At 33.1% G+C, this 24,278-nt stretch carries 11 protein-coding genes; 2 read left to right on the top strand and 9 right to left on the bottom strand.

From position 1 onward, the window contains the following. Positions 1 to 29: 29 nt before the first annotated feature. The 9 genes from AAGF08_RS18490 to AAGF08_RS18450 all read right to left on the bottom strand — a co-directional run bounded on the left by AAGF08_RS18490 (position 30) and on the right by AAGF08_RS18450 (position 21,585). On the bottom strand, positions 30 to 842 hold the full coding sequence (locus AAGF08_RS18490; RefSeq protein ID WP_343512865.1) for a polysaccharide biosynthesis/export family protein: 813 nt from the start codon (positions 840 to 842) through the stop codon (positions 30 to 32). 43 nt (positions 843 to 885) lie between these two features. Then, complete coding sequence (locus AAGF08_RS18485) at positions 886 to 4,932, bottom strand: amino acid adenylation domain-containing protein (protein ID WP_343512864.1); 4,047 nt, start codon at positions 4,930 to 4,932, stop codon at positions 886 to 888. Continuing rightward, the gene (locus tag AAGF08_RS18480; RefSeq protein WP_343512863.1) at positions 4,929 to 11,285 is read right to left on the bottom strand and encodes an amino acid adenylation domain-containing protein; all 6,357 of its coding nucleotides are present in this window, start codon (positions 11,283 to 11,285) and stop codon (positions 4,929 to 4,931) included. The genes AAGF08_RS18485 and AAGF08_RS18480 overlap by 4 nt, the downstream gene beginning before the upstream one ends. Before the next feature lie 20 nt (positions 11,286 to 11,305). Beyond that, a complete protein-coding gene (locus AAGF08_RS18475) occupies positions 11,306 to 12,319 on the bottom strand; it encodes a sugar phosphate nucleotidyltransferase (protein WP_343512862.1) in 1,014 nt (337 codons plus the stop codon). A gap of 387 nt (positions 12,320 to 12,706) precedes the next feature. Next, complete coding sequence (locus AAGF08_RS18470) at positions 12,707 to 13,615, bottom strand: alpha-1,2-fucosyltransferase (protein WP_343512861.1); 909 nt, start codon at positions 13,613 to 13,615, stop codon at positions 12,707 to 12,709. Positions 13,616 to 13,699: 84 nt separating this feature from the next. Beyond that, positions 13,700 to 14,440, bottom strand: a complete 741-nt coding sequence (locus AAGF08_RS18465) for a 4'-phosphopantetheinyl transferase superfamily protein (RefSeq protein ID WP_343512860.1) — start codon at positions 14,438 to 14,440, stop codon at positions 13,700 to 13,702. A 4-nt stretch (positions 14,441 to 14,444) separates the two neighbouring features. Then, positions 14,445 to 18,431, bottom strand: coding sequence for an amino acid adenylation domain-containing protein (locus tag AAGF08_RS18460; RefSeq protein ID WP_343512859.1), 3,987 nt, complete (start codon positions 18,429 to 18,431; stop codon positions 14,445 to 14,447). Between the two features lie 33 nt (positions 18,432 to 18,464). After that, entirely contained in the window at positions 18,465 to 20,363 is a 1,899-nt protein-coding gene (locus AAGF08_RS18455) for a non-ribosomal peptide synthetase (protein WP_343512858.1), read from the bottom strand. 262 nt (positions 20,364 to 20,625) lie between these two features. Continuing rightward, positions 20,626 to 21,585, bottom strand: coding sequence for a GDP-L-fucose synthase (locus AAGF08_RS18450; RefSeq protein ID WP_343512857.1), 960 nt, complete (start codon positions 21,583 to 21,585; stop codon positions 20,626 to 20,628). A 955-nt stretch (positions 21,586 to 22,540) separates the two neighbouring features. Here AAGF08_RS18450 and AAGF08_RS18445 point away from each other — a divergent pair. Both AAGF08_RS18445 and AAGF08_RS18440 read left to right on the top strand, forming a co-directional pair. Continuing rightward, on the top strand, positions 22,541 to 23,278 hold the full coding sequence (locus AAGF08_RS18445) for a WecB/TagA/CpsF family glycosyltransferase (protein ID WP_343512855.1): 738 nt from the start codon (positions 22,541 to 22,543) through the stop codon (positions 23,276 to 23,278). 12 nt (positions 23,279 to 23,290) lie between these two features. Continuing rightward, positions 23,291 to 23,980 (top strand): sugar transferase, encoded by a 690-nt coding sequence (locus tag AAGF08_RS18440; protein ID WP_343512853.1) that lies wholly within the window; start codon positions 23,291 to 23,293, stop codon positions 23,978 to 23,980. Positions 23,981 to 24,278: the final 298 nt, after the last annotated feature.

Below are 24,278 nucleotides of genomic sequence, written 5' to 3'. Positions count from 1 at the left end.
ATTAACACATGTAACCAGCCACTACCATATTACCTAACGAATATATCATTGAAATTAAATATTAAAGCTACAATAAGTGATGAGGCGATTGTAGCTGCAGCAATTGTAGTCGGATTTACATTAGCTTGATTGAGTTTCTTTTTATCAGCTTCAACGTAGATTACATCATTTTGCTTCAAGTAATAATAAGGAGAACTTAAAATTTCTTTTTTACCTATATCAAACCTATGGATAACTTTACCTTCTGGGGTTTCACGGATCAATAATACATTTTCCCGTAATGCATAAGCTGTCATATCGCCTGCCATTCCAAGAGCTTCTAGAATTGTAATTCGCTCTGTAGGCACCACAAAAGATGAAGGGCGGTTTACTTCTCCAATTACCGTTACCTTAAAATTCAAAAACCTAATTTCGATTTTTGGCTCAATAACCAAAGAAGCTAACTCACTTTTCAAATAAACCTTAGCTTCCTCCCTAGTAAGGCCTCCTAACTTTACAGACCCCAGTGTAGGAAATTCTATATTTCCATCTGGATCAACCATATAACCTCTTACAATGGGATCCCGAGATAATTGGGCCTCTCCGCTTTCATCAGTAGAAACAATACCATAATTAAATAATACGTTCGATTCTGGACTAAGTGTACTTACTCTTATATCTAATAAATCACCAGGAACAATTTTAGGTTCCTCGAAAGGTCCGTTATTGAGCACGTAATCTTGTTCATCCCCTATATCTTGAAAATAGGTTAAATTCCTCTTTGCACAAGAATTCATAAAAACCATACCAATAAGAAGGAGAGGTATAATTAAAGTATTTCTATTTACTCTTTGTTTCCACATTTTGATAAACTTTATTTCAATTTTTTGATAGACAACTTTTACTTCAATTTTCCATGAAAAGGTTTAACTTTTCTTGAAGAACCCTTGTGAATTCGGAGCCATGAGGAGGCTTAAGCATATTTGCATGCTCTCCAGGCATGATCAATTTCTCAATACTTCTAACATATCGACTCCATCCAAGAGTTTCGAAATCTTGCACGTAAAAGGTCCTCTTTTGGGCTATAAACAAAGTAATATCGATGTCAAGAGGTTGAATGTCATAATCCTTCCATGCATCTACATTAATTATTTCTATTCGCCTAATTCTACTAGAAAGATCGTTATTTATTATAGTTTTTTGCTTATAATTGAACCATTTTTCTTTAATATAATTTTTTCTATAATTAATATAAAAATTTAAATCATCAGATAAAAATTCAAATTCAAACCCTAGTTTATTTATAAACCTTTTAATTCTGGGCAGTAATTTTTTCGGCTTTTCAAAATTATAATTGGCAATCGTATCAATCATTGCCAAAAATCCAATTTTCTTATTCTTCTCAATCAACTGCTTAGCCATTTCAAAAGCTATTAAGCCACCAATTGAATTGCCTATTAAGTTATAAGGTCCTTTGATTTCACTTTTTTCCAATTCCCCAATAAAGTGTTTAGCCATTTCAGGAATTGTTTTAAAGGGTTCCGCGTTACCTGAAATTGCTGGCGATTGCAGACCGTAGATAGTTTGATCGTCATCCATATTTTCTATTAAAGTATTAACTTCAATAGGGTTTAAACCAACACCATGAACAAAACAAACCACTTTATTGGGAGAGCCTTTCTTAATTAAAACCAACGATTCTAAACTCAAATCTTTCTTTTCATTTTCAATAAACAAAGAAAAAGATTTGACAGTAGGATACTTGAATAGTGTAACTAAGGTCAATTTTAGATCAAACTCCTTTTCCAATAATGAAATCAACTTTACCCCCAACAATGAATGTCCTCCCGCTAGGAAAAAATCAGTATCTAAATCAAAATTTGAATTTTCTAAAACCGAACTCCATACCCTAAAAACTCGTCGCTCTACTTCAGTAAATCTCTCAGTTTTATCTTCCTTGTGATCCTTATCAACGGTTCTACCAGTTTCACGTCTTTTGATTTTTGGTAATTGCTTTCTGTCAATTTTATCAGTGGTGGTTAATTTAAAATCATCAACAAAACAAAAGTCGCTTGGCACCATATATTCTGGCAACATAATGGATAGCCGCTCTCTTAATTTTGCTTCAAACTCTTGAAGATCTAATTTATCTTTTAACTCTTTCTTTAAAGCAACATATCCTATCAAGGACAAAAACCCTTTAGAATCATCCGTTCCTACTACAGCATTCGCAACTTCATCTGATTGCAAAATCTTTTCTTCAATCTCACCTAGCTCGATCCTGTGACCTCGTACTTTTACTTGATTATCTACACGACCTTCACATTGAATTTCTCCATTTGGCAACCTATATCCTAAATCACCTGATTTATAAAGTCTTTCTGGAATTTCTTCAAAAGGGTTTTTAATAAATTTCTCCTGTGAAAGCTCATTCAAGCCTAAATAAGACTTTCCTACACCATCTCCCCCAATCCAGAGTTCGCCGGAAATATTTGGTTGGGTAATTAAATTCCCAGATTTATCTACTATATAAATTTTGGTGCCACTTAATTCTTTTCCAATGGTAACACCTGCTTCTGATGGATCAATTTTTTTAACAGTACATAAAACAGTTGTTTCTGAAGGACCATAATGATTAAAGATTCCTTTTAAAAGAGGAGAAAGTTGATCAACTAATGATTTTTTCAAAGGCTCACCACCGGAAAAAGCAGTAAGTGAAGTCATCGGAGTAGACCAACCAGAATTAACCATCATTTGCCAGTGTGTCGGAGTGGCAAACATTTTGGTTATTCCTTTTGCTTCAAGCAATGACAAAATTTGCTTCGGATCTTTTCTTTCATACTTATCCAACATATATACGGTCGACCCAAACATATAAGGAATAAGAAGTTCAAAAGTTGCCACATCAAAGGAAACTGATGTGACACCCGCAACCTGATCATCTGAACTAAAATTAAAATCCCGTATTGATACTTTACTAAAGTAGTTAAGGTTTTTGTGGGTTAATATGACGCCCTTCGGATTACCTGTTGAGCCAGATGTATAAATGATATACATAGGACTTTCTAAACTTGTCTTTACAGGATTATTTTCAGGGGGGAAATTAAGGCTTGATTTTAGAATTTGATCTAACACTAGTCGCTTTTCTTCCAGAACTCCATTTTCGAAATCCGGTTGATCTGTAAAGAAGAATTTCGCCCCACTATTTTCCAGCATGTAAATAACACGTTCCCTTGGAATTTCAACATCAATAGGTAAACATGCTGCTCCTGCTTTCAATATGGCCATTATACTAATTATAGTAGCATTAGACCTCTCTAAATAAATCCCAATAAAGTCACCAGGTTTAACTCCTTTGTCTTTTAGAAAACCGGCAAGTTGATTTGATTGAATATTTAATTCTTTATAAGAAATTGAATTATTATTTGTGACAACTGCTGTTTTCTCAGCAAGAACCGAGGCTGTTTCTTGAAATTTCTCTATAATATATGGAATAGTAATTTCTTCCTCAATAGGTTCTTCCCTCGCCAATTTTTGCTCTGTTTGCAGGTCAGGTGAAGCTTCATCACCATCTAAAAAATGTCTTATCTCAGATAACTTTAAGCTAGGCGTTTCTATTATTAGTTGTACTAATTGATCATATTTTTCAGCAGCTTCGAGAATAGTTTCTCGACTAAATAGACTTGTATTATAAGTCCACTCATAGTTCAAGTCATCAATTGTTCCGAATAGTGCAAGAATAATTTCAAAGTTTGTAAATGCCTTTGGATTGGACAAAAGCTTCCGCTCAAGATTTCCGAACTTCATTCTTCGCTCCACTCCTATGATATTACTGCATATCAGAGGTACAAGAGGGGTTCTGGATAAATCTCTTTTGATTTTTAAATTTTGAATTAATTCCCCAAATGAAATAGCACCGTGCTCCAAAATCTCCGAAAATGATTTACTCCTTTCATCCAGATAATCTTCAAAAGTAAGTTGAAAGTCAACTTTGGATTTAACAGGAAGTAAAAATACACTATGACCAATCAAGTTTAATGATCCCATCCTTGGTTGCCCCGCGATAGGCATCCCCAGAATTATGTCACTACTTTTACTCCATAATGAAAGGAATAATTCATAAATAGAAAAAAGGATTAAATAAACGCTGACCTTTTTTTTGATTCCGTATTGTTTTACCTTAATTATTAATTCTTTAGAAGCTTTAAAATCAACTCGATCAGCCTCTAGTTTTCTTATAGGAGGTCTCTCAAAATCAATAGGTAATTCAAAATTGGGAACGGGATTAGAGAGTCTCTTTAACCAAAATTTTAAATTGCTTTTATATTCTTCTCCTTCAGAAAATTTTTCTATTTTTTTTGTATAATCAGACAATGTTTGCAGTTCAGGTAGGAACGCTTCCTTTCCTTCCACCAATTGACCATATACTAAACCCAAATGGGAGAAAAATAAAACAATAGACCAACCATCAAACATGATATGATGAGATGTGAAGGTAAGTCTATATTCAGAATCACTTAGTTTAATAAGTTCTAAGATGTATAAAGGACCTTTTTGTAAATCAAATTCGTAGAATCCAGTATCTATTCTGAATTTTTCTATGTATGTATTTTTTTCAGTTTCCGATAAATCTGAGATGTCTTTATAGGATATAGAGGTCTTTATAGATTCCAAAATATGAATTTGGGTTCCATCTAAAGAAAAAATAGCTCGCATTCCCTCATGATTCGTAATAAGGAATTGATAAGCCTCCTCTAGTAATTCTAAATTGACGTCTCCAAACAATTTTAGAGAATAAGACTCGTTATAAGCCAAGCTTGCCTTTTCGCCACCTAAATGACATTGGAGCCAAATCTCCATTTGTGAAGGAGTACTAGAAATAACTTTAGAAACTTTTAACTGCTCTTCTTTAGTAGATAACGGATCTAAAATCTTTTCTTGAGCATTTTTCATAGAAAGAAAGACTGGAGTATTATCGATTTTGATTCTTTATATTGCTCGGAAGTCACCCAAATAGGAAATCCTTCTTCATTTAATGATATTTTAGCCCCTTCAAATGGTGGATTATCAATACTCATCCAATTCTCTGATGCTAATAGGAGGTCACCGTATATAACCTCATTTTCCACTAAAACCTTAATAATTTCATCAACCTTTGCTAAAGTAAATAAAACATCACTTTCGGTATGAGCATCAGAAACATAACATGGGAGATTTTCTAAGATATTAATGCCATTTTCCCTTAATAAAATAAATACAATTTCAGAAGTTTGAAAATCCTCCTTGCTTTGAATTCTCCAAATTGAACTGAAACCCTCAGCCATATAAGGTGCATTATACTTTTCAAAGATGGCATTAAGGCCTTTTACTAGTTTTTGGCAAAGTTCTATTAATCTTTTTTGAAAATCACCACCCATTTTCTCTAGTTTTTCTAAAATAGCGTTAGTGGTAATGAGGGAAAGTGGATGCCCAGAAAAAGAATTTGTGAAATAAGATATTCCATTTCCTTCTTTTGGATTATTAGGTGAATTTAAATTTGTGCTTCTTTTATTACCCAACCATTCTTCACTTCCAGTAAGAATACCAATAGAAAAGCCTCCTCCTAAGATATCCCCATAAATAGCCATATCTGATTTTATGGAATAAAGCCCTTGAAATCCATTGATATGGCTCCTAAAGCCCGTATTTATTTCGTCGAAAATCAAACAGATTCTATGTTTAGATGAAATTTCTCTTAATTCCTTTAAGAAATCTAAAGGAATAAATTCGAGGCGGTTAAGCTGGATTGGCTCTACCAAAACAGCAGCAATATCGCTGGATCTACTTTCAATTATTTCTAAACTTTCGGAGGTACCGTATTCAAGAATTAAAATATCTTCTTGAATCTCATTTTGATTAAGATCACTCTTCATCAATTTTCGAGAAGACAATTCTTTATCACTGGCCTCAAAATCTCTATGTGAAAACATGATAACGAGATTTTTTTTAGAAACCTCCCTTGCTGCATCAATGCCCACATATTTTGCATCACTACTATTTTCAAATATTGCTACGGTATCACTTTGAGTAATTTGAGCGATATTTTTTGATACAGTTTCTATCAAATTTCCTTGGACAGCATTTTCAAGCCCACTTTGAACTTGTTCTATAATCGCTTTATTTATAAAGTCCGGCTGATATCCAAACAAGTTACTTGCTAAACCACTAGACCAGTCTAAATATTTATTACCTTCTAAATCAATCAGTTGAGAACCTTTGCTAGTTTTTGTGATAATCGGATAGTTTAACTTGCTCACAAAACTTTTAAGCCCAAAACCTTTTTCTGTTTCTAGATTTATACTTGAACTTTCCTCTGGTAACTTTTTATTCTTTAATGTTTTATTCTGGATAGTTTCGGATAGATTATTAATAAATATCTTAGCTTTTTCAGAAAGTTCCGGAACTATTGTTTCTTCTACATCTGATGTCTCATCATCATCTTTGTGAAGTACAGGCTGTGCAGTTTTATTCTTATTAGCAGCAGAAATTATCTTTTTGGCTAAATCTGAATTAGCTAAACAATATTCTACTAAAGAACCAGGTGTATTAAATTCATTATTTAATTGAAGAAACGAGACATCTACTTTAAACTCCTTCTTAATTGAAAAGGCCAATTGAGTCATGCTCAAAGAGTCCAATCCTATTTCAAAATAAGTCATGCCAAAGTTTTCAACTGATACAGTTACCCCACACGCATCTTTCAATATTTGAGATAATTTTGATTCAAATATTTCTTTTGCTGAATTGGTGTTTCCTAATTCTTCAACTTCCTTGATTACTTGATCCTCACTATAATTTGGAAGTTCTTTACTATCTTTTACATTTTCAATTTTAACATCTATCCAACACCTTTTCTTATCGAACGCATATGTTGGCAACAAGATTTTCTCTTGAAACGCTTCATCATAAATCTCATCCCAATTAAGGATTAAGCCTTGTCCGACTAAAGCACATACCTGCTCTTGGAAATATTCAAATTCTGAAATATTAGATGTTTTGTTTAAGCTATTCACAAATGCCACATTTTTTGCTGCTTCATGTTGCATCAAAAAAGTACCTAAACTTTTACCCGGACCTACTTCAACCATTGCAGCTTCAGGAAGCTCATTGAGTAAGTTTTTAATGGCATTATTAAACTGAACAGGTAGTCTCATATGCTGAGTCCAATAATCTGAGGAAGTTGCTTCAGAATCTTTCATCCAATTTCCCGTTACAGTGGACATGATTGGAATTTTTGGATTTCTAAGCTCAATACTGTTCAATAGTTTCTTAAATTCATCTAAAGCAGGATCCATCATTTCTGAATGAAACGCATGGCTTGTTTGTAAAATTTTTGATGCAATCCCTTTTTGCTTTAAATCAATCTCAAAAGATTCGATCAAATTTGTAGGTCCTGATGCTACACATAAATTAGGTGCATTATCGGCTGCTATTGTAATCCCTTGTGGTAAAATAGGGAGAATAACTTCAGCTGATGAACGAATAGAAAGCATGGACCCCGGGCTAAGGTCGCTGATAAGTTTTCCTCGCTTAGCTACAATTTTCACAGCATCCTCTAAACCCATTACACCTGAAAGACAAGCAGCAACGAATTCACCTATACTGTGACCAATAAATGCGGAAGGTTTAATTCCTTTACTTTCCCATAATTTTGCCAGAGAGTAAGAAATAGCAAAAATCACTGGTTGCGTATTACGCGTATTGGCCAGATTCTCTTCTGCTGATATTGAAATTTGATTTGGAAATAACAACTCAAATAATGAGGTCCTTGTATATTTTGCAAAAAGACTATCGCACAGGTCTAATTCATTCCTGAATATTGGTTCTTTTTCATACAATTCTTTTCCCATTGAGACATATTGCGCCCCTTGTCCGGGAAATAAGAAAACAGGAAAATTAAACGTGCCTTTTCGCCTGGTTATGGATTTTTTTCCTGAAATAACCTCTTCAAGACCTGCCAACAATTCTTGTTGATTTTTAAATGTAACAAATGAACTTAGTTTGTAAGCAGCATTATTTTTATTGACATTATAACCAAACTGACCAAGCGAGATCAAGGGATTTTGAACAACAAAATCGGAAAGTCTTTCCGCATATTTTTTCAGACTATTTTCAGTATTTGCAGAAAAATAAATTGTTTGTTCAATTTCAGTTGTCGGAATCTTTTTTGGAAGGGTTGAAACAAATTCTTCCAAAATAATATGGCAGTTTGTTCCACCTATTCCAAATGAACTAACTCCAGCTTTTCTAGGACCTTCGGAAGCCCATTCTTTCGTTTCGTTTTGTACAAAAAATGGAGAATTTTCAAAATCAATTGAAGGGTTAGGTTTCTCAAAACCTATTGATTTAGGAAGTGTTTTCTCATGAAGTGAATGAATCGTCTTAATAAGGCCTACAATTCCTGCAGCTGCATTCAAATGACCAACGTTCCCTTTTACTGAACCAATGGCACAACTTTGATTTCTTACATTATCACCAAATGCAAGTTTCAACCCTTCAATTTCAATTGGGTCGCCAATTGGAGTGGCTGTCCCATGTGTTTCGACATAGCCTATTTCTGAGGGATTCACCTCAGCATCCTGAAGAGCCATCATAATAGACCCTGCTTGACCTTCTACACTTGGAGCCGAGAAACTACTTTTATTTGCTCCATCATTATTAATTCCTACCCCTTTTATAACCGCCAAAATAGGATCCCCATCAAGCATAGCTTGTTCGTAATCTTTTAAGAGTACAGCACCGCCACCATCACTAAATAAGGTCCCCGATGCATCTGCATCGAAAGGTCTACAATGTCCATCTTTAGTTAAAATAGATCCTTCTTCATAAATATGGCCACTATTTACTGGATAAGCTACAGAACTAGCTCCAGCTATAGCTGCAGTGCATTCACCTGATCTGATACTTTTCACGGCATTTGCTACGGCCACAAGCGCTGTAGAGCAAGCAGTATTCACACTAACAGCTGGACCTTTCAAATCAAAAATATAAGCAACTCTAGTAGCGAGGTAGTCTTTTTCATTAACCGAATTGATTTGCAAATTCCCAAGTGACTCTCTTAAATCTCTGTCAAAAACTAAATTCCTTGAGAAATAATAATTGGTACTACACCCAGCAAAAACTCCTATTTCGAAATCAGGTGTATTAGCGATATATCCAACTGAATCCAAAGCTTCAAAAGCTACCTCCAAAAAAAGACGCTGCTGAGGATCCATAGCTGATGCCAGCTTTGGATTGAACCCAAAAAACTCATTATCAAAGTCTTTAATATCCTTAATTATTCCTCTTGCTTTGATATAATTCTTCTCCTCTTTTGCTTTTTTCTGCTCAGAAGGGTCTAACTCATCTATCTCAAAAAAATGGATTGTCTCTTTTCCATTTTTTATCATTTCCCAAAATTCATAGCTATTATTAGCTCCAGGGAACCTGCTAGCTGTAGCAATTACAGCAACATCTCTGTTATTTTCGCTATTATCTTTCTTTTTATGAGCACTATGCTTTAAAGTACGATCCTTTTCCTGTAAATATGCTGCCTGAGCTTTAAGCTTAGGATATTGGTAAATTTTGGTAACTGTAAATTCTTTTCCAAAGGTCTTTTTTATCTCAATTGCCATTCTTTGAGCTAGAAATGAAGACCCCCCTAGTTCAAAAAAATGATCATCTCTTCCAACTTGATCAAGATTCAAAATTCTTTTCCAAATATTGGCTAAATCAGATTCTACTTTTCCCCTTGGTTTTACATAATTTTCTTTGAATGGATTCTCTGTAATTAAATTTTGAGATAGACCTTTCCTATCAATTTTACCATTTGAAGTTTTTGGGAAGCTATCTTTCCTAATACAATTAGCAGGGATCATGTAAATAGGAAGCCTTTCTTTTAAATAAGACAACATCTCTGATTCCCTTACTTGATTAGCGGCACTTACGTAAAAGAGAGATAAATACTTTTGACCATCTTCATATTCATTGACTATAATAGCTGCTTGCTCAACGCCTGGAAGCTCAGTTGCTACTGACTCAATTTCACCTGTTTCAACCCTGAAACCACTAATTTTAACCTGATCATCAATTCTTCCCAAAAAGAAAATCTCCTGATTTTCAGTATAGTACCCCAAATCACCTGTTTTGTATACCATCTGGCTGGTACCATCTTTTAATGTAAGAGGGAAAAATGACTTTTTAGTTAACTCAGGCTGATTAAGATATCCTCTGGCCATGCATACTCCAGAAAAATAAATTTCTCCTTCTACTCCAGCCTCTGTAATTACATTTAAATTTTTGTCCAATATCAAGCTTTCGACTCCGTCAATTGCTTTTCCTATGGTAGGTAGGTCATCCCATTTTGATGGATCACTTGGTAATTCCAGTTGGGTTACTATACAAGTACATTCAGTTGGTCCATATTGATTAAAAAGTTTGGCTTTATTGATTTTGGAAAAGAGAGCTTTGACTGCCTTAGTGGACTTTAATTGTTCACCACAAGTCATCACCTCTTCTAAATACTCAGGATAAACAGAGGAATTTTCTGCTTCATTTGCTATTCCCTGAAGAGCCACGAAAGGAAGGAACAATCGTTGAACCTTCTGTTCATTCAAAACATTGATAAGGGCGCTATTGTCCCTCAATATTTCAGCATCGACTATCTGCAAAGTTCCTCCTGAGCATAAAGTGCTGAAAATCTCTTGAACAGATATATCAAAAGTTAATCTGGTAAACTGAAGAGTTTTAACTCCAGGCTTAGAAAAAGAATTTCTCACCTGCCACTGAATCAAATTAATTATACCTTCATGAGGTACACAGACTCCTTTTGGCTTACCTGTTGAACCTGAAGTATATAATATATATGCTAAATCATTGTATTTTATTTCAAACTCGTCGATATCAGATGTTCCATCCAAATCAATTGATTCCAGATTAAGAAAATCATTTGGATTACTTTTTAGATAAAATTTTACCCCACAATCTTCTACAATCTGTTTTATTCTATTTTCAGGAAAACTTGGGTCAATAGGTAAATAAGTCTTTCCAGCATTTAAGATAGCCAATATGTTAATGATGAGTTGAGCACCTCTTGTTGTAGTAAGCGCAATAATTTCCTCATCGGCAGCCTCAGACAAAATTAAACGGCTCAAGGAGGTGACATTTTCCTCTAACTTTTGAAAAGTAATTTGTTCTACCCCTGTGTCAATAGCAACCTTATCGGAGTATTTACTCCAAGATTCTTTGACTAAGTCAATGATAGAATTATAAGAAAAGTCTTTACTCATTTTTTAATAAAATTATGACACTATCTAACCAAAACTGAATCTTCTTTATCCAATTTCTCAAAAATCCCTTTAACATCTTGTGATGACTCTTTATCCAAAACTAACATTGCATCGGGAGTCTCCACCAAAATAACATTAGAAACACCAATAAAAGAAACAAATCTATTGCAACCAATTGTGAAATTTCCTTTATCATCAAGTTTAAGTGCTTTCTTTTCTGCAAGATGGTCTGCTAAAGCGTCAAATGATCCCATATCAGACCATCTAATGTCAGATGGAATAACAGTTATATTTTTTGATTTCTCCATTACGGCATAATCTACACTGATTGAGGAAATTAATGAATTTGTTTCTTTTTGTAAAAAACCTTCCCTCATATCTTTTAAAGCAATTTTAACTGATTTCATCATCTCCGGTTGGAATTCAGTTAATTCCTTTAAAAAAGCTGATGCTTTAAAGCAAAACATTCCACTATTCCATAGAAAATTTCCTTTTAAAAGAAACTCTTTAGCTTTTTCCTTTGAAGGTTTTTCGCGAAAACCAACAACTGACTCTCCAAAACTTTCAATATATCCATATGCTGACTCCGGTCTAGTTGGTTTAATTCCAAAGGTGACAAGCCTATTTTCTTTAGCAAGTTCGATAGCTCGATAAACACAGTTATGATACTCTTCTGCATTTTCAATTAAATGATCCGAAGGAGTGACCATAAGAATATCATCCGGTTCAGATAATAGCGCAGCAAAAGCAATTGCAGGTGCTGTATTCTTAGGCATGGCCTCAATTACTTCCAGATACTTTTCTTTTCCCATTCGATCTAATATATCACGAGAAAGCTGATAATTATCTTCATTGCCAACAATAATCAATTCTGGATTTAAAAATTCATTTCTTTCTACGCAAAGCTGAAAAAGGGATTTACCAGAAAATAAATCCAGATACTGCTTAGGTTTTGTTTTCCTTGAAAGAGGCCAAAGTCGGCTTCCTACTCCACCTGAAAGAACAACATGCTTAATCTTAGTAACACTTTTCATATCAAATTTTTTAATTGAATGTGGCCCAGAAATAATTCAAGACTTTATAAATCTATTTTTTTGCAGCTGCAATTTAAGAATAAAATAGATTAAATAATACAAACTTCATTTTTTTATATTTGTATAACATTTTTTATGGTTTAAAATCATTATCTGATTTGGATCTAAGAAATTAAGTTGTACTCAAACTGAAAAATTAAAACTAATTGGTTGGTCAAAGATCAATTAAATGATGAACCGCTTAAGAGTATCTAGAAAGTGATGAGGGTTTGACTTAATTTTCGGAAATTAAAATTGATGAACGTTTTAAATACAAATTTACTTTAAAAAGTAATTGGCTTAAAAATGGCTAAAAAATGAATATTTTTAATTGATGTAAACTTTTTGCTAAGCTATTTGAGCAGCAAGTTGATTTACATCTAGTGCAATCCAATCCTTGGGATAAATATCAGAACAATTCACATTATTAATCCAAGGCTTTGGCATAATGATTTTTTTCTCTTTAAACTCTGCTAGCCAAGCAGCCCACCAACTAAAGCTGCTATTCGCAATTATAAAGTGTTTACTAAGGCTCATCAAATACATATCAAGATAGCTATTTACACCTTTATTGTGTGATACAAAAACAAAATCAGGCCCCTTGAAGTGCTCTTTTGCCCAAAAAATATCATCTGAAAAGATATAGAAAATTGGTTTAGATACGTGTTCTCGGATAATTTCAAAAGACTTAAAATAATAATCACAAGAATCAATAACCATCTTACTTTTAGCATTTAAGGGATTCATAAAATCTCCTCTCCGCACATGAACAGCAACTGCATTGGTGTTCAAGATATCATTGGCTATTTTGATATTGATTAAGTCTTTTGGTTTATTAAAATTAAAAACTTCTCTAATCAAATCAGACTGAGAATCAAAGTATTTTATAGATTGCCAATTTCCGACTAAAATTGAAGATGTTTGTTGGAAAACTTCCGCATCGTAAATACACTCTTGCTTTTCTTTGTAAACTTTACTTGTGTCCAACAAGAGATTAGACATGAAACTTTTGAAATAGGTTGTATTTATGTCTACAAATAAAGGTCTAACTTGTTTCATAGCAAAAACCTTCAATTTATCTTGGATTGGCATGGGTACATTAAATGCTCTAAGTAGTTCAAACCCCTGATAATGCCTATTTATGAAATAATCATTAATTGAAATCTTTGTTGGAATTCCACTTGCATCCATAGCAATTGCCAAAGCATATTGGAACATCTGATTTCCTAATCCCCCATAAATAGCAACTTTATTCATACCAGTATTAGTCTAAGTTAATTAACTCATTATCATTCAATTGAATTAGTTTTTTACCAACCTAATGAATCTCCATTTTGATAATTAATTGTCTCTGTATTCAAAAAACCTAAGGACCCGAATAGCTGTATCATAAGCAAGACTTACAGAATATTCATTTTCCATAACAAAATTTCTTATATCCCAGGAAGACGCGAAGCTAGATAAGTCTGCAGGAACTAGATTTTTCCCATCACAGCAATTTATATCTTTTAATCTATCAGTCAAGCCTATACCAATGCCCTTAAGTAAGGATTCTTTCCTAGTCCAAAGTTTGTAAAAATTTTCTCTTGGAGTCCCACTATTCAAAATTGAGCTAACTTCAACACTGGACATTGTATTATAAATTAAGTTGTATAAATCAACTTTTGAATCCATAAATTCAATATCTACACCAATAGAATATTTTTTTGCAAAACCCAAAATAATAAAGCTTCCTGAATGGGATATATTGAACTCTAAGTTTGAATGACTAGCTAATACAGGCTTATTAAACTCCAAGGTCTTAAACTTTACATCACTCGGAGCTATATTTAAATACTTTGATGCTAATTTTTTCAGAATAATTTTTCCTAAGACATAGCGATTTCTATCTTCTTCTTTGAGAAAAGAATTACTTTTATCTTTCTCGAAATCATCTAGTAAATAATCTTCTTCTATAATTTTATTTAAAAAGTCTGGAATATAAACTCTCCATATATCAAAATTATTATTTAACTGGAAATCACATTCAGACCTCCATTCAAATACTTTAATCTCTGAACATAAAAGCCTACTAAAAACCATAAAATCAACTTGTAGTGGAGTTTAGAATATCTTGAAGTGCTTTAGAAAACTCAGCGCCATGAGGGGGCTTTAGCATATTTGCATGTTCTCCAGGCATATGAATTGTCTTCAACGTTCTCACATATGGTGACCAACCAAATGTTTTGAAATCAGATACAAAAAAGGTCCTTTTCTTTGCTAAAAAGACAGTCACATCGGCATCAATATATTCATGCTTATATTTTTTCCAAGCAATCATATTTACGTCTTCAATTTGACTAATACGAGCCTTTAAACTACCAGAATCTTCTTTTGGTATCGGATTTTTAAACTTACCTATCTTTTCTTTTAGATAGCTTATTCTATACTTCAAATAGAAAATAGGGTCTTCAAGAAGAAATTTAAACTCAAAAAGAATCTTTCTGGCAAACATCTTCAATTTTCCAGTAAAGGTTTTAGGGATATCATTTGAAATTGAAGCAATTGTATCAATCATTCCTAGAAAGGCTATTTTTTCTCCTTCCTTTAACCATTGCTTTGCCATTTCAAATGCAATTTGCCCGCCAATTGAGTTGCCTAATAATTTGTATGGACCATTAAATCCCTGTTTCTTTATTTCAGCTATATATAGTTTGGCAATCCCTTCAATTGTATCGATAGGGTCTATTTCACTATTGAAAATCGTAGGAGACTGAAGGCCCCAAATGGTTTGATCTTCATCCATATACTTATTCAAAGTACTTATCTCCAACGGGTTAAGACCTACACCATGAACAAAAAATAATACCTTTCTAGGATCTCCATCCTTTATTTTGACTAAAACTCCGCTTTCCTCCTGGTCCTGAGAAAGGAGCTCGTCAAGCTTTCTGGAAATAGAATTTATTGTTGAATGTTCGAATAGTAAAGAGAGTGGCAAGTTCAATCCAAACTGCTTTTCAATTTTTGAAATCAAATCAACTGCAAGCAAAGAATGTCCTCCAACTTGGAAGAAATCAGCGTCTAACCTAGAATCTTGAGAAATTAAAACTTCTTCCCATAGTTCTTTTACTTTTAAAACAGTCTCCCCAATTTTCACATCATCTACTTCTGAAGCTTTATGCTCTATTTCTTTTTCTGGTTTGATCAATAACTTTCTTGCAGCAATTCTATCAATCTTACCATTTGGATTCAATTCGAAACGATCAACAACAATAAAATGACCTGGTATCATATAACCAGACAAAACTTTTGATAGATTTTCTTTGCATGAATCAATCCAACTTGATGAATCTATTTCATCTTTTTTATTATTCTTGAAAGACACAAATGCAACTAAACTATCATCCCCGTTTTCATCAATAACCTTTTCAACAATGACGTTTTTAACATCACTATTGTTAGCTATCATATTCTCAATCTCACCTAATTCTACTCTTTGTCCTCTGATTTTTACTTGATAGTCAATCCTCCCTTTACAGATTAGTTCTCCATCATCCGTCCAAACAGCAAGGTCTCCTGTTTTATAGTATCTACCTTCTTTACCTACAATAGGATTCTCTATAAATCTTTCCTTTGTAAGTTCTTCTCTATTTATATAACCTATTCCTACTCCCTTTCCACCAATATATAATTCACCTGGCTCTCCAGTTTTTGTCACTAATTCACCTTCGGCATTTAATAAAAAGGCATCTGTTCCTTCAACTGGTTTTCCTATAGTAATAACCTCTGTACTAGGTAAGATTTCCTTAATGTTTGTAAAAATTGTAGTTTCAGTTGGACCATATATATTAAAAACCTTAGCTGCTGATTTTATTAGTGATTGGGCCAATGAATATTGTAAAGGTTCACCAGCAGATATAACTGTTAAATTCTCGTGTTTATCATTGAGCCCATATTCTACTATAGATTTAAGATGAGATGGTGTGGCAAATAATTTAGTAATCCCACCAGTCTTTACAGCCTTTACAATTTCTCTTGGATCTCTCCTTTCAAATTTGTCAAACAAATGCAAGGATGCCCCAAATACAAAAGGAAGTACTATTTCTAGAAATGACATATCAAATGAGGTTGATGTCAACCCGATTACTATATCATCCTCAACTAAGCCAGGAGCTTTCTCAAAATGCTTAATAAAATCAGCGAGGTTCTGTTGTGATAAGGCTACTCCTTTAGGTTTACCTGTTGAGCCAGAGGTATATACAATAAAAATTGGATCATTTGGTTCAGGCAAGCTTAATTTAATAGCTGGGGATTTATCTTGAAAAATACTTTCTTCCAAAATAATTTTCCGATCCCCCAATTCGCTCCATGAATACGAATCATTATCAGTAATGAATGCGGCTACATCCACATCACCAAGCATGAATTTCACCCGTTCTTCTGGAAATTCCGCATCAATTGGCATATAACCTGCTCCTATTTGGGTAACTGCCAACGCACTTGCAACAAGATCAAAAGTCCTTTCTAAATGTACCCCAACTATCTTTCCCGGACCTGCACCTTTTAAAATCAAATGCTTTGAAATAGCACTTGACCTATGATACAAATCTTCGTAGGTAAATTCCTGATCTCCTATTCGAACGGCTACTTTATCCTTTTTTGAAGAGAGTTGTTTTGATATTAAGCTACCAAGCGTTTCGAAATCCAGATTAGAATTTTCAGGTTCTGAGATGGGCGACTGCAATAATTTAGAAATCTTTTCATCAGGATTATCTAGAAATAAATCAATCATCTCAAAATATTTATCTGAGGCTTTTTCAATCGTCGATCTATTGAACAGATTCTTATTGAATGTCCAATCTAGCGCATGCTTATTTGAGGATTCAAAGAGGTTTAAAATCAATTCAAAATTTGCAAATAGCTTTGGGTTTGTCATTAAATGATGTTTCAACCCTTTGAATTCAAGATCATCCTCCATTCCAGTGTCAATATTAAAAGTGACTGGGACTAAAGGGATTCTTGAAGGATCTCTTTGAAGATTGATATTCTTAATCATGTCTCCAAAAGAGATAGAACTATGGGCCAAAGCTTTAAAATAATCGTCCTTCCTGATTTTTAAATATTCAGAAAAAGACAGTTCCGTATCAATTTTACTCCTTAATGGAAGTAAGCTCACACAATGCCCTATTAAATAATGTCTATTCGTATTTATTTGACCAGCAACTGGTAATCCTACTATTATATCCTTTTGCTTTGACCAATCACTGAGGAAAATTTCAAAAACTGCTAATAAAGTTAGGTTGAAGCTAGCATTTAATTTTGTCCCAACAGTCTTAATCTTATTTAAAGTCTCTTCTTTTAACCATTTTTTGTGAACTTCAGAATTATATGTCCTTATTTTAGACCTAGCTTTATCTATTGGCAAATCAAGCCTAGGAACCGGATTGCTTAAATAATTCTTCCAGAATTCTTTAGATTTTTTATAAGCCGGACTTCTCATTAAACTAAAATACTCTCTGGCATAGTCACTAAGTAATTCGGCTTTAGGGAGTTGAATTTCATTTCCTGAAATCAAATCAGAGTAAATCTTTCCCAACTCCTCCAACAAAACTCCTAAAGACCAGCCATCAAAAATTAAATGATGTGCGGTAAATGTTAAAAGATGTTCCTTCTCCCCTAACTTGATTAGATCCATTACATAGAGCGGCCCCTGAACTAAATTGAAGTTAAATGATCCAGTCTGATCTAAATGTTTTTTGAGGAATAATTCTTTCTCTCTGGCCTCCATTCCACTCACATCTCTCATCCTTATTGGAAGAGAATATTTATCAAAAATGATAAGACTTTTGCCATTTGGACTAACTACAGCTCGCATGGCATCATGCCTCTCTATTACTTTCAAAAAAGCTTCTTGCAGTACTTTTACTGATAAATCCCCATTCAATGTCAAGGAAACAGATTCATTGTAAGCTTGATTTGCTTCCTTACCTCCCAATTTACAAGCCAGCCATATTTCCATTTGTGCTGGAGTTGTAGAAAAAACTTTTTCTATTTCTGGCATTTCGGTAAAAGAGTTATTTTTCTTAATCGACATTTTTGAGTCTTTAATAATTAAAAAATTTCAATTCTAAATGTATGGATTTTTAATCCAGCAAGGCATCCCTTCTTTATCTAAACCTATTTTAGCCCCCGGAAAAGGCGGATTATTAATATCCATCAAAGTTTCCTCAAAGTTAAATCGTTCTTCTTCATCCGTCTCGCAGGAAACTGAGTTAAATGTACTTTCATTAGCTAAATATTTCACTTGGTCCTTAATTGTCGGGTTTTGGTAAATAAGTGTTACTGGAAAGTGAATATCCAAATTACTCTTGATTTTTGAAGATAATTTTTGAGCCAAAATTGAGCTCCCTCCTAAATCAAAAAAGTTACTTTCGCTTTCGATTCTATTTTCTTGTAAAATCGAATTCCAAATTAAAGTTAGTTCATGTTCTAATCCAAAATTAGAGAAGCCAAATTCAGTGCTATTTTTAATTAAAAATTCATCCAATATTAAGGCAAGCTGATTCCTGTCAACTTTTCCACTTGTTGTTTTGGGTAACTTGTCTAGTTTTAAGATTTTTGTAGGAACCATGTATTCCGGTAAAACTTTCAAAAGTTCTTTCCTCACAAAATCTTCAGTATTTTTTTCAATAAGAGAGGTATAGAATAATTTTAATGAAAATTGACCATCTTCATTCTTTGACTTTACAATAGCAAATTCGTCAACACCGACAATTTTAGATGCTTCTAACTCAACTTCACCTATTTCAACTCTAAATCCATTGATTTTAATTTGATCATCTGTTCTTCCAATAAAGCTTATTTCTCCATTCTTATTCCAATAACCTAAATCACCTGACTTGTAAACTCTGTAAGAAGAATTATTATCTCCAGCAAACTGTATGAATTTATCATTTGTCAGTTCCTCCCGATTCAGGTATCCGTCAGCTAGACAAACTCCTGAAAGATACAGCTCCCCAATTTCTCCTTCCTTAGAGATGATTTCTCCTCTTTCACTTACAATATCAACGCGCGAATTTTGAATCGGCATTCCTATTGTCGGCAATTCTTCCCAAAATTGTGGGTCACCCTGCAAATAAAGCTGGGTCACAACATGACTTTCAGTAGGCCCATATTGGTTGAAAAGTTTACAAGTTGGTAATTCTGAAAAAAATCTTCTCAATGAATCAGTAATCTTCAATTGCTCTCCAGCAGTCATTACTTCCTTTAAACATGAAGGAAATATTTTATATGATTTTGCAGCATTACATAACCCTTGCAGAGCAATAAAAGGCAGAAATAACCGATTGATACTTTGACTATCAATATAATTTAAAAGTAAATACGGATCTCTTATTAATTGATTATCAACAATATGTAATGTGCCTCCAGTACTCAATGAGCAAAATATTTCAAGAAAAGAAGCATCAAATGTCAATTTTGCGAAATGGAGGGTATTAAACCCTATTGTCGATTTAGAGTTCTTATTTTGCCATTCAACTAAATTAATTAAAGCCAAATGTGGCATACAGACACCTTTAGGAATTCCAGTAGAACCAGAAGTAAACAAGATATAAGCATACTTTGAAACCTCTTCAATTTGGTTCTCCTCTTTTTTGCTTGAATTAATAGAATTCAGTCCTAGTTCTTCAAATGGTTCCAATGAATTACCTGGCAAAAAATAGGTTAAATCTGCCTCTTCAACTATTTTTTTTAATCGCACCTTAGGTAAATCAAAATCCAATGGCAAATAAGTTTTTCCAGCTGCGAGAATTGCTAGTAGGTTTAATATTGTTTGAATAGATCTATCACATGAAATACCAATAATTCTCTCTGAAGGAACCTTTGTTTTGAGTTTGTTGGCAATTGCATGGATTCGATTTTCTAGTTCAGAATAACTAATAGACTCTTCTTGATGAATGATTGCCGTTTCCTTTTCATGATTTTGAAATGCAAAATTCAAAAGTTCATAAACCTGATTATTCATAAATAGAGTTCATTTTTCAAATACCTAAAGAAGGGGCCTTTATGCTAACAATAAAACTAGCTGAAATTAATTAAAATTCTATGAAAGAGGCAATTACATAATTGTTATGAATATGACATTTGTCTCTTTTTACTTTTAAAGATGCTAGATTTCTGAATACTCCTATTAAATTTTTAAAGGAAACATTTACTATTTCATGAATCTATTATCAGGTTTTGAAAGACTTTCATCAGATCGTATAATTATATTTTGAAAGGAAATTCTATATATGCATATCAACAATTTTTAATTTGTCGATATTTTGTAGAAACCATTTATAGGTTTGGGTAATACCTTCAATTAATGATACTCTAGGCTTCCATCCCATACTTTTTATTTTATTAATATCCATTACTTTTCTGGGTGTGCCATCAGGCATATTCCTATCCCAAATAATCTCCCCCTCATGACCTATGACTCCTTGAATCATTATTGCAAGATCCTTTATTTCAATATCATAGCCTGTTCCAACATTAAGTAGAGGATACTCTGGCGTCTTGTCTAAAAGAAAAATCACAGCATCTGCTAAATCCTCAACATGTAAAAACTCCCTTAATGGAGTTCCTGTCCCCCACAATTTTACAGGTTGGTTTCCATTAATTTTAGATTCATGAAATTTTCGAATCATAGCAGGCAAAACATGAGAACTATTCAAGTCAAAATTATCAAAAGGTCCATAGAGATTGGATGGCATAATTGAAGTGAATAGTTTTTTCTTATTTAAGAAAATTGCCTCACAAGCTTTAATTCCCGCAATTTTTGCAATGGCATAACTTTCATTTGTCTTCTCTAAGGACCCAGAAAGAAGGTATTCCTCTTTGATTGGCTGTATCGCTTTTTTTGGGTATACGCAAGAACTCCCTAAAAAAAGAAATCTTTCTACATTCTCCTTCAAGGCACAATCAATTAGATTATTTTGTATCTGAAGATTCTCCATTAAGAACTCATATGGGAAAGTGTCATTTGCCAAAATCCCTCCAACTTTTGCAGCGGCATCTATCACAATGTCAGGTTTTTCCTTTTTAAAAAATTCTGATACAGCTTGTTGGTTTCTTAAATCCAAATCACTACTTGATGTTCCAATTAAAGATTCTGCACCCCTTGCCTTTAGCAATCTCCAAATTGAAGACCCTACCATTCCTTTATGGCCGGCTATATAAATTTTTTTTCTTAAAAAATCCACGACTAATCTTTTATTACAAATTATACCATTTAACAGTTCTACATTCCCCCCTCAACACATTAATAAGGTGATTTGAAAGTTAAATTCAATACCATTAAAATTGAGCCTTCAGTTAGATATAAATCCAAATTGAGAAATTCCCCTATTGGCTTTAAAGCATCTACTCCTTAAAAAAAGCAGCTAGCAGACTTAAAGATCCAGATAGACTCTATCCAAATAAACATTGAAGAATCTAGTTTTTTTGGAAAATCGAAATCAACATCTCAATCAAATATAGCTATTGAAAGCTAAAACACAAAGTACAAAATGCGTTTAATTGGTTTTGAAATACTTTTTAATTTATTTAAAAAACCATTATTTGTTAAAAGGGATACACTGGATGAATAAAAATCGATTAACTCTATTAGGATATGGAAATAAAGTGATTTCCATTTTGAAAGGGTGAAATTTCAGCATTCATGACTTTTACATGAAGCGTTAAATCTCGAAGTTTTGAAATCTTTTTAAAATTTCTTCAAAAGTTTCAGATTGACAGAATTAAATTTTAAGAATTTACGTGAAGGAAAAAAAATATCATAAGCACTTTTAGGTATTTGATTAGCAATTAAGGAGATTCAAATCATTTGTCACACCAATAATTACAAACCCTAATCCCTAAGTTTTAGGTTCATTTTTTCTAGGAAACAACCCATGAATTCTGACACCCATTTTTTTTAATTGAATTTTGAATTTTTTTTTACTCAAAGCATTCTAAATTATTTGACTTTGGAAATACAAAAACCATGAAAAATCTAATTTTTTATAATTTTTAAAAGATTTTTTATTGTTTTTAAAACAAAGCGTATCAAACTCAATATTTTTTTATTATTAAAAATGCATTACACATTATAATTTTTGTATCTTGTGCCAAAATAAGCAGTAAAAGACATACCTGCTTTTTATTAAATACAGCACTATGAATACACTAAGTTCGGAGTTTCTTGGTTACTCAATGTTCAAAGGACAATTGATTGATGTACTTCAAAAGGGAAAGACAATCATCAACACCTTGAATCAATACAGCTATTGTCTGGCTGAAGAGGATGTAGTTTTTAAAAATGCTCTTATGAGTTCTGACGTCCTTTTACCAGATGGTATCTCTATTGTTCTTTCAGCTAAATTATTAAGTGGAGACAACTTAAATAAGATAGCTGGTGCTGATCTTCACGAATTCGTTTTGAAGTATTTGAACAGTGTCTATGGAAGTTGCTTCTATCTAGGTTCCAAAGAAGAAACTTTAGATGCTATTAAGAACAAGCTGGGAACTTCATTTCCAAACGTCACATGTGAAACATACTCTCCTCCTTTCAGAGATGAATTTTCTGAAGAAGAGAATGAGATCATGATTCAGAAAATCAATGAATTTTCCCCAGATGTCCTTTTTGTTGGAATGACTGCCCCAAAACAGGAAAAATGGGTTTATCAGAACAGAGACAAAATTCAGGCTACTTATATATGTTCAATCGGAGCTGTTTTTGATTTTTTCTCTGGTACAATCGAAAGACCATCAGATTTTTGGGTGAATAACGGACTTGAATGGTTCGCTAGATTATTAAAAGAGCCTAAAAGGTTATGGAGGAGATATGTCCTCTATGGCGGAATCTATGTAAAACATATCCTATTATCTAAAATCAATCACAATTTAAGGTATTAAACTTCTCAAAAGATGTCACTTACTATTGATAACTACATTGCCGTAAAGGATTTTAAAATTGACAAGGAGTTTATTTATAAATCCTATTCAATTAATCACTTGGATTCTATCCAAGTGGCTACAAAAAGAGTTGTTGATTTAACGCTAAGCACGCTTTTCTTATTAACTGTGGGTTGGTGGTTATTTGCAATTGTCGCTCTATTTATTTCCCTAGAATCAAAAGGACCAGTTATTTTCAAGCAATTGAGACATGGAAAAAATAATAGGCCATTTTACTGCTATAAATTCAGAACGATGAAGTTCAACATAAATTCAGAATTTTTGCAGGCTCAAAGAAATGACCCTAGAATTACGAAAGTTGGTGCATTCTTAAGATCGACAAGTATAGATGAGCTACCACAGATATTCAATGTGATTTTGGGAGAAATGTCTTTAGTAGGTCCAAGACCGCATGCACTTATTATGAATAGAGAATATTCTGAGAAAATAGGCGGATTCATGTGTAGACATATGGTAAAACCTGGAATTACTGGCTTAGCTCAAGCAAAAGGATACAGAGGTGAGATCATAAATAAATCAGACATGGATTTTCGCTTAGCTTATGATTTATTCTATATCAAAAAATGGAGTGTTCTATTAGATTTCAAAATCATATTATTAACTGTTAAATGTATTCTGTTTAACAATAAAAATGCATATTAATTAGGCTGTTTAATTCGGTATTCAGATAACTAATCATTATTGAAACAATTAATCCACAAGATTTAATCAATCTTGTGGATTTTTTTACCCTCACACATTGATTAAACCACAAAATAAGCTTGAATTGGCTCATCTAATCTATTCTTTCTATGTGTGGATAATATTAACCCTAAGAGTTTTTTTCAACTTTCAACCTGGAAATGGTTCTACACAAGAAATGAATCAATGATTTTTCTATATAGATTGAATTCAAAATTCATGAGAATACTAAACATATTCTTGAGCAAAATTGATACAG

This window comes from Algoriphagus sp. SE2 (assembly GCF_039563885.1).
GTDB lineage: Bacteria > Bacteroidota > Bacteroidia > Cytophagales > Cyclobacteriaceae > Algoriphagus.
Note: the sequence above shows the minus strand (reverse complement) of the source record. Positions and strands in the feature narration are given on the sequence as shown.

Bases quoted from the DNA above. Each gene is read 5' to 3' on its own strand.
- AAGF08_RS18445 (WP_343512855.1), top strand. From the start codon at position 22,541: ATGAATACACTAAGTTCGGAGTTTCTTGGTTACTCAATGTTCAAAGGA.
- AAGF08_RS18460 (WP_343512859.1), bottom strand. From the start codon at position 18,431: ATGTCGATTAAGAAAAATAACTCTTTTACCGAAATGCCAGAAATAGAA.
- AAGF08_RS18455 (WP_343512858.1), bottom strand. From the start codon at position 20,363: ATGAATAATCAGGTTTATGAACTTTTGAATTTTGCATTTCAAAATCAT.
- AAGF08_RS18490 (WP_343512865.1), bottom strand. From the start codon at position 842: ATGTGGAAACAAAGAGTAAATAGAAATACTTTAATTATACCTCTCCTT.
- AAGF08_RS18465 (WP_343512860.1), bottom strand. From the start codon at position 14,440: ATGGTTTTTAGTAGGCTTTTATGTTCAGAGATTAAAGTATTTGAATGG.
- AAGF08_RS18440 (WP_343512853.1), top strand. From the start codon at position 23,291: ATGTCACTTACTATTGATAACTACATTGCCGTAAAGGATTTTAAAATT.
- AAGF08_RS18485 (WP_343512864.1), bottom strand. From the start codon at position 4,932: ATGAAAAATGCTCAAGAAAAGATTTTAGATCCGTTATCTACTAAAGAA.
- AAGF08_RS18480 (WP_343512863.1), bottom strand. From the start codon at position 11,285: ATGAGTAAAGACTTTTCTTATAATTCTATCATTGACTTAGTCAAAGAA.
- AAGF08_RS18475 (WP_343512862.1), bottom strand. From the start codon at position 12,319: ATGAAAAGTGTTACTAAGATTAAGCATGTTGTTCTTTCAGGTGGAGTA.
- AAGF08_RS18470 (WP_343512861.1), bottom strand. From the start codon at position 13,615: ATGAATAAAGTTGCTATTTATGGGGGATTAGGAAATCAGATGTTCCAA.